This is a genomic window from Rothia aeria (assembly GCF_016726365.1).
GTDB classification, from domain to species: domain Bacteria; phylum Actinomycetota; class Actinomycetes; order Actinomycetales; family Micrococcaceae; genus Rothia; species Rothia aeria.
Map to the genome: position 1 here is coordinate 1,143,284 of NZ_CP068102.1, position 12,714 is coordinate 1,155,997.

Consider the following 12,714-nt stretch of genomic DNA (forward strand, 5'->3'; position numbering starts at 1 on the left):
TGCAATTATTGCATTTCTGCATTTTTTGCACAACTGCACTATGCGGGCGATGCAGCGTGTCCTGCCTCTCCCCCACAGAAGACAAGATGCTAGGCATAATAGGTAAGGTGAACTTTTTTTCAACCGGATACCTCGACTTCCTACCCGATTGGCTCAGGATTATTCTGTTCTTCGCAGACCTGAGCATCCGTGTGCTGTCCCTATTCTGGCTGCCCTACAACCGCAAGCCCGTGGTCGCACTCGGCTGGCTCATGGCTATCTTCTTCATCCCGTTCATCGGGTTCCTAGCCTTCCTGATTTTCGGGTCCTCACACCTTCCGCAATACCGGCGAGCCCGGCAGCACGCCATGAACGACCTGATCCGCGAGACCACCGGCGGCACCCCACAGCTCACCGACTCCGACGGGCTCAACGAAGCAACCCTGGTCGCCAGCCAACTCAACTACAAGCTCGGTTCGCTCCCCCTCGTCGGCGGAAACTCCTTCACCCTGCACAACGACAACCATGAAGCCATGCGCATCATGGCGCAGGAAGTCAACAAAGCCCAGCGGTACGTTCACTTCGAGTTCTACATCACCGCCTACGACGAAGCCTCCAAAGTACTCTGGGATGCCCTCTTCGCCGCCCAAAAACGTGGCGTGCGGGTGCGTGTGCTCATCGACCATATCGGCTCGCGCAAATATCCCTCATACCGGCAGCTGACAAAAATGCTCAACGAATCGGGTATCGAATGGCGCCTGATGCTGCCCATCAAACCCTGGCGACTACAATGGCAGCGCCCCGACCTGCGCAACCACCGCAAAGTCCTCGTGATAGACGGCGCAGTGGCATTCTCAGGCTCGCAAAACGCCATTCACCGCTCCTACGACCTCAAAGAAAACGTGCGTAAAAGTCTGGAGTGGAAAGACCTCACCTTCTCATGCACCGGTCCCATCGTCGAAGAGCTCAACGCGGTATTCGTCTCCGACTGGTACTCCGAAACAAACCAGCTGATCCTCGAAGAAATTGAGGCGAAAATCCCCTACGTTCCAGGATCGATGCGCGCCCAAGTAGTTCCCTCCGGCCCCGGGTTCGAGACGGAAAACAACCTGCGCCTAATCAACTACATGATCTACAACGCAGAAAAACGCATCACCATCTGCTCACCCTACTTTGTACCCGACGAAACCCTGCTGCAGGCACTCACCAACGCAGCATTCTCAGGCATCGAAACCACCGTGATCGTCTGCGAAAAAGGCGACCAGTTCCTCCCCAATATGGCGCAGCGCTCCTACTACGAGACGCTGCTGCAATCCGGGGTGCGCATTCTGCAATACCCCAGCCCCACAGTACTGCATTCCAAGTTCATGTACGTAGATGACGAAATGGCGTTTATCGGCTCATCAAATATGGACCCCCGCTCATTCTCGCTCAACCTCGAAGTATCAACCTTTATCGCAGACGCCGCTATGGTGGATGCGCTCGCCGACGTCGCGCGAACCTACGAAAGTATCTGCACGGAACTGCGTTACGGCCCGTGGTCCTCACGCCCTCAGCGCATTAAGGTCACCGAAAATATCTGCCGACTCTGGTCATCGCTGCTGTAATCACACCGCAGCACAGACCCGCCACACCGATTTCCCGTTCTGCACGGCGTGTCAGCTTAACGCCACAAGCGGTTACCCATGTGAATAGTTGAAGGGCGCACGTACAGCCATTCGGGACTGGGCAGACGTACAGCCTTATCGCACCCAGACAGGGCCGTAATGATCGACTCGCACCGCTGGTTAAACTCCAGGATATGCCGCTTATCAACCACCTGACCCGGAAAATGCCGGTGCATTTTCGACACTGAATCGCTGCTCTCCTGCAGCCCATGACCCGTATGGCCCGGCACGTGCTTCACAATCACCCGGCGTGAGCGGATCGCTTCAGTCAGGCGCGTCATCTCAGTGATAACCCGCTCATCCTGAATCCCCTCACGGGCCCACCTCTCGAAGCTCCAGCGGCTATGAGCCAGCCGCAGCACAAACGTGAGCGCACCCAGTGAATCAGTATTAATCACCAGGCGGCGTCCGCCCGTATAAAATACGTGAAACGCGGTGAGCATCGCCGAAAGTTCCCCGGTCATAATGTTCACCGCGTCATAATGAGTATGAAAATAGAAGCCGTCTTCACTAACGCCCGCAATACCCATCCGGCCGCCGCGCGAGTACTTCTTATTATGGGTGGAACGGAACGAACAGTCCGTGAAAACGTTATACTCCACCAGCTGCTCTTCCGGTTTCTCGGTGAGCGCGTCAGTAAGCATACGCTCCGTATTGCCCCTGGCCACCTCAATAAAGCCCTCCATGAGCTTACCCGCCGCAGTGCCCGCGAGCCGCACATGAACCTCCCCTAAGGAGTGGTTATCGTAAGGGTCAAGAACCTTCTCAAACGCACGGTATTCCAGGATGCATTTAAGGTGGTCAAACTGACGGAATAGCTGCTTCAGGTAGCGCCTCTCCGCTGCAACCGTCACCAGGTTCTCCGTCAGCGGCGGGGGGATCAGCTCCCACGCCTCAAGCACCGCACGGCCCAGCATTTTGGTGTGCACCACTTCGCAAGGTTCCATGAGGGAATGGGCGTGCTCACCCAAGATCGGTTCAGTATTCAGGGGGATACGTTCCCCGCTCTCTTTAGACACATACACTAAGGTCGCGGTTGAGCTGTAACAAAACCCCTGCGCCTGTTGGGCTTCTTCCGCAACAGCGATCACCGCCACCCCGCGCTCTGTGTACCCTGCGGGGTACGACGTACTGTAATCCGGCGCATCCCACGTTAATGTGCACCGCTTAATGTTCGCTGGTGTAATAGCCATGTGCCCACACCCCCTAAACTCATGATTCTCCCCTCAGGTATTCGTGTATCTTTATTCCTTTATATCGTCGCCCGATTCGGGCACGCAAACGTTCAGGGCAGGGTTTTACGGTGAGCGAATCGGGCCTGGAGGTGTTCACAGATAATTACCCCACCCATGGCCTGAAGGTTTAGAACTAATATGAGTTACCTATACTAGGGACTCCCCATAGAAAACATCCGAAGTGTCTTTCCCTCATCTATGCCTGGGGGTAACAGCTTCAATGTCGTAAACAGGGTACAGTTGAGGGACAACCACTTTGTGCTATCACATGAAGGAGAACCCCATGATTGGTGTTTACGCAGGTGTTTCCGTTAAGCCTGAGCATGTTGAAGAGTTTTTGGCTTCTACCCCCGCTTTGGTGGAGGCATCACGCAAGGATGCGGGCAATATCAGCTACGATTTCGGCCCCGCCACCGGTGAGACCCCTGCGGGCGAACCGCGCGTCTTCGCTTTTATTGAGCGTTGGGAATCACAGCAGGCACTCGAAGCGCATATGGCGACCGAGCATTTCGGGACCGCCGTGAAAACCTGGGAGCCGCTGCTCGCCGCAGAGCTGGATGTGCGCATCTTCGAGATGTAACTCCGCTCCCCCTGCTAAAAAGAGCCTTTATACGAATAAAGCGAGTTTTTCGCCGCTTTATTCACATAAAGGCTCTTTTTATGTCCAATCGGGAGAGGCTATTTAGTACCCCTCCGGGAGGATACGTACCCCGCCCTTATCGGCAGAGGCGGCCAGCATCCCGTAAACCTTCAGCGCATTCGAGACTTGACGTTCACGCGGCTTAGTGGGCTTCCACGGAAGGGCGCCCTTCGCCTTGCGCCGTAAGAGCATGGGCTTAATATTGAGCCGGTTCCAGAGAAGAACGTTATCCAAAAAGGTGCGAACTGTGTTGCGTTAAGTCCAGCTCTACGGTGAGCAAACACTAGTTTCTACCTGTGCAAGTGATCGGTGGTTGGCTTCTCACCATCATGTACCTTGCAAATTAGGGATCGTCGTGTTATGTAAGGCGATTCCTCTGATAAATACCCCTCATATGCTTGCTCTTCATATTAGTTATGGTTAGTCTAGAAGGTACACACAAGCATCACTCTCAACAGGAGGACACATGTCCACCCAATATACTTTTAACTCAAAAACACAAAGTGGAACCATCACTATAGATAATAGATTTATTACTATACAAAGATCCAATTTCCTCTTTGGTATATTCCGCATAAGAAAACAGAACCAGACCCTTCCTCTACAAACTCTGTCGTTAGTTTCTTCTGGGCTTCGATATCGCAGGAATTCTATTATTCAAGGAGCATTTTTTCTACTACTGTCTGTGCTAACCACCATTCCGGGACTACAAACTCTAGCATACGGGATTTCACTAACCACCACCCTTACGCTATGTTTCGTAGCAATAATCTATTTTCTCTTAGCTGTATTCATATACGGGCATTCCTTCTCAAGTTCTAAGCTAAATCCCCCTGGAATAAAATACATAATCCTTATATCTCTTGCATTCTATATACTTATACAACTTTTTATTTCAACCACAGGATATACTGCACTACATCTAATTTTATTTTCATTAGGAATTATGATACTTATGAAATCTTTGCAGGCAACCCTTTCAATACAACAATTTGGAACACAACCCGTAATACTTGGAATAGATTCACGAGATATATCAATTGTGCAAGATATAGAAAAATCTATCATAAGCTCCCTCACTTACAATATAAACAAAACAGACCTAAATACATTCTTTGATCACAAACACTAATTGGCAAAGATTTAAGGAGTTATAGATAGCCCATGGGAATTCGAAAAATAATTATACTCCTGGTAACAGTAACTATCGCTTTATCTGCATGTGCTCAGCCAGGAGAATCAAATTCTTCTTCGCCAAGCGCAACACACGCAACAACAAACAGTCCTGCGCCACAACAATCAATTGTTACTGTTTACGCATCCCCACAACCTACTCTTAGCACCATTTCTACCCCTACTGTGTCTACTGTAGAGCCAACACAGCAATCACCTACCGTATCAGCTACCCCAAATACTAGCTGCACATCCAAAACAAGAGCTGAAGCCGTAGATCTGGCTATAAGCATGCAAAATCGTAAAACCGTTTGGCAGGAAGTCACAACAAACGGAGACAACTACTCTCCATGTGCAGAACTGTCTTGGATTACTATTTCTGAGGGCCCCTGTTGCACAGTTATGCAACCGACTCCAATCTTACTTTTCCACCATGGTGAATATGTTGGGACTGCAACATCTAAAGAGATTGGCGCTATGCCCAAGATATCACGCGTTTCTAAGAATAAAATTGAGGTGCGGTATATATACCCTAAAGAAGGTGAGTCAAGTGCTCAAGCATCTGGCGTAGCTACTGCTTATTTCACCTGGGATAGTAATACTCATCAGGTTGTTCAATCTGGAGAACTCCCTCCCAACGCATATAAGCGGTAAAAATACTTATTATGATTATTCCCCTTATTTATATAATCTAAAATATAAACAACGTAGAGGGGGAGTAATTTCTAGAACCTAGAAATTACTCCCCCTCTACGTTGTTTATTCTGTGGTAATCCTATCCAACGCCTAAGGGACTTAGTACCCCTCCGGGAGGATACGTACCCCGCCCTTATCGGCAGAGGCGGCCAGCATCCCGTAAACCTTCAGCGCATTCGAGACTTGACGTTCACGCGGCTTAGTGGGCTTCCACGGAAGGGCGCCCTTCGCCTTGCGCCGCGCCTCCAAAACCTCATCCGGCACATTCGCCCGCAGGATGCGGTTGTGTACGTCGATCTCGATCTCGTCGCCGGTTTCCAGCAGGCCGATAGCGCCACCGGCGGCAGCCTCCGGCGAAACGTGACCAATCGAAATGCCCGAAGTACCGCCCGAGAAACGCCCGTCGGTAATGAGTGCGCAGCTTTTGCCCAGACCCAGGCCTTTCAGGTACGAGGTGGGGTACAGCATCTCCTGCATACCGGGGCCGCCCTTCGGGCCCTCATACTGAATCACCACAATATCGCCGGGTTTCACGTGCTTCGACAGAATCTCAAACACAGCTTCATCCTGCGACTCAACCACAAATGCCTTACCCACGAAGTGGAAAAGTTCTTCATCAATACCGGCGGATTTGATGATCGCACCGTTCTGGGCGATATTGCCGCGCAGAACCGCCAGACCGCCGTCTTTCGTGTAGGCATGTTCCACAGCACGAATGCACCCGTTTTCGGCGTCCGTCTCATGTGATTCGTACTTGTTCGCGGTCGAGAACGCCTGCGTGGTACGCACCCCGCCGGGTGCGGCAAGGTACAGTTCGCGAGCCTGCTCGCTCGCGGTACCGGAACGGATATCCCATTCGGCAAGCCATTCGTCCAGCGAATCCGCATGAACAGAATGAACGTTCTTGTTGAGCAACCCGGCACGGTCCAGCTCACCCAGCAGCGCAGGGATACCGCCTGCCCGGTGCACATGCTCAATGTGATACTTCGTAGAGTTCGGTGCAACCTTCGCCAGACAGGGCACATGCCGCGAAATACGGTCGATATCGTCCAGGGTGAAATCGACCTGCGCCTCGTGGGCAATCGCCAGAATATGCAGCACGGTGTTGGTGGAACCGCCCATCGCCACATCCAGCGCCATAGCATTCTCAAAGGCTTCCTTGGTGGCGATCGAACGGGGCAGAACAGACTCGTCATCCTGCTCGTAGTAGCGCTTCGCCAGGCCAACGATGCGCTTACCCGCCTGCAAAAACAGCTCTTTACGCGCGATCTGGGTCGCAAGCGTGGTACCGTTGCCGGGCAGCGCCAGACCGATCGCCTCGTTCAGGCAGTTCATGGAGTTTGCGGTAAACATGCCCGCACAGGAACCACACGTGGGGCAGGCGTTCTTCTCGATCTGGGCGAGCGCGGTATCGCTCACGGAATCGTCCACCGCCATGACCATCGCATCCACCAGATCCAGGCGGTGCTCCACAACGCCTTCAATGCCCTCGCCGGATTCCATGGGACCGCCCGACACGAAAATTGTGGGGATATTCAGGCGCATTGCCGCCAAGAGCATGCCGGGGGTGATCTTGTCGCAGTTCGAGATACATACGAGCGCATCCGCACGGTGAGCGTTCACCATGTATTCGACCGAGTCGGCAATGAGGTCGCGTGAGGGCAGGGAATAGAGCATGCCGTCGTGGCCCATCGCGATGCCGTCATCAACCGCGATGGTGTTGAATTCTTTCGCCACGCCGCCAGCCTCACGAATAGCGCCAGCCACCAGGTCGCCCATATTTTTCAGGTGCACGTGACCGGGCACGAACTGGGTGTAAGAGTTGGCAATCGCAATAATCGGTTTGCCGAAATCATCATCACCCATGCCGGTTGCGCGCCACAGGGCACGGGCACCGGCCATATTGCGACCGTGAGTTGAGGTGCGTGAGCGTAATTCGGGCATTGTCTCTACCTTCCGTTGTGATGCATCAATAGATTTTACGCCCGCACTGCACGTCTCTTCAGCGAAGGGTAGCTTTGGTTTGCAGCCAGAGCGGGCGTGGGGCGCATCTGCACACCGGGCGCGGTAGGTGCCCTGGTGTGCGGGTGAGGCGATGCCGGATCTGCGGCAGATTTCCCCATTTTCGGGTACCACCCCGTATTTCTCAGATGTTTACCTATTATGCCCCCTAAGCTGGTAGGGGAAAATCGTGGGCACCAGAGTTTTCACAGGGTGAACGCGCAGCCCCTTAAATCCGGCGAAATTGGTGCCCAGGCTCAGCACCCCGCCTTCTAATGCAGATAATAACGTGAGGCGTCATGTCATTCCGTAACAGCGTGATCTACCAGATCTACCCGAAGTCGTTCTATTCCACGCACGGGCGGCCAACCGGTGATATTCGCGGCATTATCGAGAAAGTGCCCTATGTGGCATCGCTGGGGGTGGGCATGGTGTGGTTCAACCCGTTCTTCGCCTCGCCCCAGCACGATAACGGCTACGACATTTCCGACTACTACGCCATTAACCCCGAGCTGGGCACGATGGAAGATGTTGAGGAGATGATCGCCGCTTTCGGGGAGCACGGCATCGGGGTCATGTTCGATATGGTGCTCAACCATGTTTCGACTGAGCACGAGTGGTTTAGGCGGGCGCAGGCGGGCGAGCGCGAGTACTGGGATTATTTCTATCTTCGCCCGGGGCGGGTTCAGCCTGACGGCACGGTGGTTCCGCCCACGAACTGGGAATCGAAATTCGGCGGTTCAGCCTGGGAGCCTTTCACCGATACGGCGGGTGAGGTTTATCGGGACGAATCGGGGGCACCGCTGTACTATCTGCACCTTTACGACGTCACACAGGCTGATCTGAACTGGTACAACCCCGCCGTGCGTGAGGAACTCTATAAGGTCGTCAATTTCTGGTATGACAAGGGTGTTCGCGGGTTCCGCTTCGATGTCATTAACGTGATCGGCAAGTCCGAGGAGCTTGAGGATGCGCCCGCTGGGGTTGTCGATAAGACCCTGTATACCGATACGCCCATTGTGCATACGTGTCTGCGGGAGCTGAACCGCGCATCGTTCGGGCGGTATGGGGATACCGTGACCGTGGGTGAAATGTCCTCGACGAGCATCGAGAACTGCGTGGGCTACTCCAACCCCGAGAACCGCGAGCTCGACATGGTGTTTAGTTTTCACCATCTGAAGGTGGATTATGAGGACGGCGAGAAGTGGTCGAAGGTGCCGTTCCGCTTTGCTGAGCTGAAGGGGCTGCTCAACGATTGGGCGCTGGGTATGCAGGCGGGCGGCGGGTGGAATGCGCTGTTTTGGAATAATCATGATCAGCCGCGCGCGCTCAACCGTTTTGGTGACGTTCAGCGGTATCGGGCGGAATCTGCGACCATGCTGGCGACCGTGATTCACCTGCTGCGCGGCACTCCCTATATTTATCAGGGCGAAGAGATCGGCATGATTGACCCGGTGTATTCTTCGATTGACGACTACGTGGACGTTGAGGCTCATAACGCTTTTAAGACCCTGCGTGCGCGGGGTCTCTCGGAGGTCGAGGCGCTTGAGGTTGTGCGCGCCAAGGCACGGGATAATTCGCGTGTTCCCATGCAGTGGGAGTCTGGTTCCGGTGGGGAACGCGGCACGGTTGGATTTGGTACCGCCGCCCCCTGGCTGGCGCCCGCGCCCAGTGTGGATGCGGCAACCGGCGCAGGTATTTCGGTGGCGGATGAGGAACGTGACGGCGTTATTTTGCCGTACTATCGCGAGCTGATTCGCCTGCGCGGGCAGTACCCGGTGATTTCTGAAGGCAGTTACGCGCCCTATACGCTCGACCATGAGCGGGTCTTCGGGTACCTGCGTGAACATATCGCTAAAGGCACGCGCACGCGGCTGTTGGTGCTCAATAATTTCTTTGGGGACGAGACGGCGGTGGGTGTTCCTGCCGAGTTCATGCCGGGCGAGGTTCTGGACGCAGTCGCTGGCAGTGAAGGCTCACGAGTTCCAGCGGAAGCGCAGTCTGCGCGGGTGCTTTTGTGTAATTACAAGAATCCGCTCGGTTGTGTTAGCGGTGTTTCTGAGACGTCGGAAAGTAGCGGTGCTTCCAGTGTTTCTGGCTCCGATCCTGGCAAGGTTGAGGTTACGCTGCGTCCCTACGAATCGCTGGCTTTGATCGTGGAAGAGCCCATCGTTTCTTCTTAGCTCGCCAGATTAATTGCTCGGTTACATGGGCATTTACAGGTATGGTTACATGCGCGAGCAGGTGTGTTTTTTCCACCTGTTCGGCAAAAAACGACCTGCTCGCGGTTTAAAACGCAGTTAAAGTGGGAGCATGAGTTTTGATTACATGCCCTCCGAAACCTTCCAACGTGCCGACCTTGACTTGCTTCTGAGCGTGCGGATTGACGTGGCGCGGGTGCCGGGCGGCGCATCCCAACGGCAGATTTTGGATGCAGTACGCTCCTTCTTGTGCTCCCTCACTCGTGACGACTCCGCTGATGGACTCACGCTTGACCCAGATTTGGGGTTTGCGCGCCCCTACTATGCGGGCGGGTTTACGGTGGGCGTGGTGCCCGCATCCGGGCGGGGCAGGGTGGCGCTCGCCGGGATCCATGAGGGAGCACAGACTGTTGATTCAGGCAGGTTCAGCGTGCCATCGAAGGGTGAGGCGGGCTGGCGCATTGTGACGTCGGTGGTAGTCTCTAGCGCGGGCGAGGATGTGCTGGATTCCTTAGAGGCTGGCATCGAATACCTGACGGATGCGCTCGGTGACCTGCGGGTGGGCCTTTCCCTCACGGAACTCCCGGTCGCTTAGACTCCTCTCCGTTCATCTCCACAACCGCATATGCTGAGCACCAGAACCTAGCGGCATTCAGAGTCCAGCGCAGAAAAGGAAGAAAGGCTACAACAGCCCCTTATCTTTGAGCCAATTTGTCGCTGCCGTGGATGGGTCCAGTTTCTTATCGCCGGATACCTCGTCATTGAGCGAGCGTAAATCGTCGGTCGTCAGCACCGCACTGATGCGGTTCAGTACCGCATGCGCATCCTCGGGAACCCGTTTGGTGTTGATGATGGGGAGTACCTGCTGCGCCGGAATCATGTTTTTCGGGTCTTCGAGCATCACAAAATTGTTCTGCGTAATTGCCGGGGTGGTCGAGTACAAATCTACAACCTGCACGGTGTTATCCTGCAGGGCTTTGACGGTGAGTGCCCCTCCCCCGTCCGCAAGCGAGACGAATTCCGCCGGAACGCACCCGTACTTATCTTTGAGTCCCGGAATTCCGTAGGCGCGTTCGGCAAATTCGGGAGCGGCCCCAATCTTCAGTTCGGTACAGACCTTCGCCATATCATCCAGAGTGCGCAGATTGTATTTTTGGGCGGTCTGCTGGGTGACGACTAAGGTATCTTTATTTTCCGCCTGCGAGGCGTCCAGTGCCTTGAGGTTGTCCTGAAGCACCCTACCGAGCGCCTGCAGAATCTCTTGTTTGGTCTGCGCTGTGGAGTTCTCGTCAAGATACAGCAGCAGGTTGCCCGAGTATTCGGGGATCACGTCGATAGCCCCGGAGGTGAGCGCCCCCAGGTAGGCTTCACGCGCGCCAATCCCCAGCTGGGTGCTCGATTTAAACCCGTTTTTATTTAGCGCTTGGGAGTATATTTCGGCGAGAATCTGCGACTCTGCGAACGCTGCTGACCCCACGATAATACCGTCGTGTTCACCGCCGAAAACGTTTTCGCCGCTCAGCCCGCAGGCGCTCAACGCTCCTAACGTCCCAAGGGCACCAACGACACCCAATGCCCGCCGCCTGGTAACACCGCGTGCCATTCCAGTCTCGGCCGTTCCGCTGCTTTTCGCGCTCTTTCCGGATAGAAAAGAACGATCGTTCGTGTTTCGGCGATGTACCAGGTTCATGCGTGCGCCCCTTCCGTGTGCGAGTTTGCCGCATCCAGTGCGCTCTCGTGTTTCGGTTGCCCATGAGGTTTGGATGCGCCTCCACCCCGCAAGGGCACGGGGGTCACGGCTCGCTGCGCTAGGGCCATGATCGCATCCACCACGAAGGCGAGTATCGCTACCAGCAGGGTTGCCACGAGCATACGCGGATAGTCCCGCACCGCGAGCCCATCAAAAAGGTACCGGCCCAGGTTATTCCCATTAATGTAGGCGGCAATAGTTGCGGTCGCGATCACCTGCAGCACCGCGCTGCGCAGACCACCCATAAACACCGGAAGACCCAGAGGAATCTCAACCCGGCGAAGAATCTGCCCTTCGGTCATGCCTTGGGCGCGTGCCGCATCCACCACATCCGGGTCAATCCCGGTCACGGCTTCGAGGGTATGCGCCAGCAGGGGCGCCACCGCGATAATCACGAGCACCACGAGCGGCGGAATCGCGTTAACCCCAAACCAGAGAGCCAGCAGGGTCAGCAGACCCAGAGCAGGCAGGGCGCGCAAAGCGGCGGTAAACCCCAGCAGAGCGTGCCCGCCGCGGCGAGTATGCCCAGCCCACAGCCCCAAAGGCACGGCAATCACCAGGGCAATCGCAACCGCAAACACGGTTATGCCCAGGTGCTCGACAGTGCGCGCAAGAATGCCCTGAGCCCCTTGCCAGTTGGCGCCATCACCCAGAAAAGCGAAGGTACGTTCTATAACATTCATGCGGTCCTCCAGGCGGTCAGGCGCCGTGCCGTGAAGGCAAGAAGCGCATCGGCGAGGTAGGCTAAGGCGGCGCTGAGCACCACGCCCGTGATAAGTTCGGCGGGGATGCTACGCGCCAGCCCGTCGGTAAAAAGCGTGCCGAGCGAAGAAACACCAATAACCGCGCCCACGGAAACCATCGCAATATTCGCCACCGTCGCCACGCGGATACCGGCAAAAAGCACGGGCAAAGCGAGCGGTAATTCCACCGTGAAAAACGCACGAGCCGGGGTGTACCCCAGGGCGCGCGATGACTCCACCACGTGCTCGGGAACCGCGTTAAAAGCGTCTACCCCGGAACGCACCATCAGCGCCATCGTGTAGATCGTAAGGGCCACGAGCACGTTCACCGGCGAAATAATGCTGGTCCCCAGAATCAGCGGCATAAGCACGAAAAGCGCGATCGACGGGATTGTGTAGAGCAGCCCGAAACCGTGCACCAGGGCGTGCGCACCACTCCGGTAAGTTTTCGCGCCGTCTTCCCGTGCGCGGCGGCGGCTGGCATACCGCGCCACCGGAATCGACAGGGCGGTTCCCACAAGTACCGGAATAATACCCTGGTACAGGTGATTGAGGGTCAAATCAAGGACGCGCTGGATGTTATTTCCCAACCAGTCCCAGTGCATCGAATCTGCCAGCAACAGGTTCAT

11 protein-coding genes are annotated in these 12,714 nt (G+C 55.2%); 5 read left to right on the plus strand and 6 right to left on the minus strand.

All coding sequences use genetic code 11. The features are described from left to right. Positions 1-86: 86 nt before the first annotated feature. Complete coding sequence (cls, locus tag I6I94_RS04715; protein WP_236588948.1) at positions 87-1,586, plus strand: cardiolipin synthase; 1,500 nt, start codon at positions 87-89, stop codon at positions 1,584-1,586. Between the two features lie 56 nt (positions 1,587-1,642). On the opposite strand, the gene I6I94_RS04720 is transcribed toward cls, so the two are convergent. Then, the gene (locus tag I6I94_RS04720; RefSeq protein ID WP_201620945.1) at positions 1,643-2,839 is read right to left on the minus strand and encodes an RNase H family protein; all 1,197 of its coding nucleotides are present in this window, start codon (positions 2,837-2,839) and stop codon (positions 1,643-1,645) included. 325 nt (positions 2,840-3,164) lie between these two features. On the opposite strand from I6I94_RS04720, the gene I6I94_RS04725 reads away from it, so the two are divergent. After that, positions 3,165-3,461 carry a putative quinol monooxygenase gene (locus I6I94_RS04725; RefSeq protein WP_094758633.1) on the plus strand — a complete coding sequence of 99 codons (297 nt, stop codon included), beginning with the start codon at positions 3,165-3,167 and terminating at the stop codon, positions 3,459-3,461. Between the two features lie 102 nt (positions 3,462-3,563). On the opposite strand, the gene I6I94_RS04730 is transcribed toward I6I94_RS04725, so the two are convergent. After that, on the minus strand, positions 3,564-3,755 hold the full coding sequence (locus I6I94_RS04730) for a hypothetical protein (protein WP_128087424.1): 192 nt from the start codon (positions 3,753-3,755) through the stop codon (positions 3,564-3,566). A 930-nt stretch (positions 3,756-4,685) separates the two neighbouring features. Here I6I94_RS04730 and I6I94_RS04735 point away from each other — a divergent pair. Next, complete coding sequence (locus I6I94_RS04735; RefSeq protein ID WP_201620946.1) at positions 4,686-5,348, plus strand: LppP/LprE family lipoprotein; 663 nt, start codon at positions 4,686-4,688, stop codon at positions 5,346-5,348. A gap of 141 nt (positions 5,349-5,489) precedes the next feature. Here the strand turns inward: I6I94_RS04735 and ilvD are convergent, their stop codons facing one another. Continuing rightward, the gene (ilvD, locus tag I6I94_RS04740; protein WP_128087423.1) at positions 5,490-7,334 is read right to left on the minus strand and encodes a dihydroxy-acid dehydratase; all 1,845 of its coding nucleotides are present in this window, start codon (positions 7,332-7,334) and stop codon (positions 5,490-5,492) included. Positions 7,335-7,690: 356 nt separating this feature from the next. Between ilvD and I6I94_RS04745 the strand changes: the two genes are divergently transcribed. Further along, positions 7,691-9,574 (plus strand): alpha,alpha-phosphotrehalase, encoded by a 1,884-nt coding sequence (locus I6I94_RS04745; RefSeq protein ID WP_128087422.1) that lies wholly within the window; start codon positions 7,691-7,693, stop codon positions 9,572-9,574. A gap of 130 nt (positions 9,575-9,704) precedes the next feature. Then, on the plus strand, positions 9,705-10,187 hold the full coding sequence (locus I6I94_RS04750) for a hypothetical protein (RefSeq protein ID WP_128087421.1): 483 nt from the start codon (positions 9,705-9,707) through the stop codon (positions 10,185-10,187). 87 nt (positions 10,188-10,274) lie between these two features. Here the strand turns inward: I6I94_RS04750 and I6I94_RS04755 are convergent, their stop codons facing one another. The 3 genes from I6I94_RS04755 to I6I94_RS04765 form a co-directional block, all read right to left on the minus strand. Beyond that, positions 10,275-11,195: an ABC transporter substrate-binding protein gene (locus tag I6I94_RS04755; protein WP_197702339.1), complete on the minus strand. Its 921-nt coding sequence runs from the start codon at positions 11,193-11,195 to the stop codon at positions 10,275-10,277. Between the two features lie 83 nt (positions 11,196-11,278). Then, complete coding sequence (locus I6I94_RS04760; RefSeq protein WP_128087419.1) at positions 11,279-12,025, minus strand: ABC transporter permease; 747 nt, start codon at positions 12,023-12,025, stop codon at positions 11,279-11,281. Next, positions 12,022-12,714, minus strand: a complete 693-nt coding sequence (locus tag I6I94_RS04765; protein ID WP_128087418.1) for an ABC transporter permease — start codon at positions 12,712-12,714, stop codon at positions 12,022-12,024. Before I6I94_RS04765 ends, I6I94_RS04760 begins: the two co-directional genes overlap by 4 nt.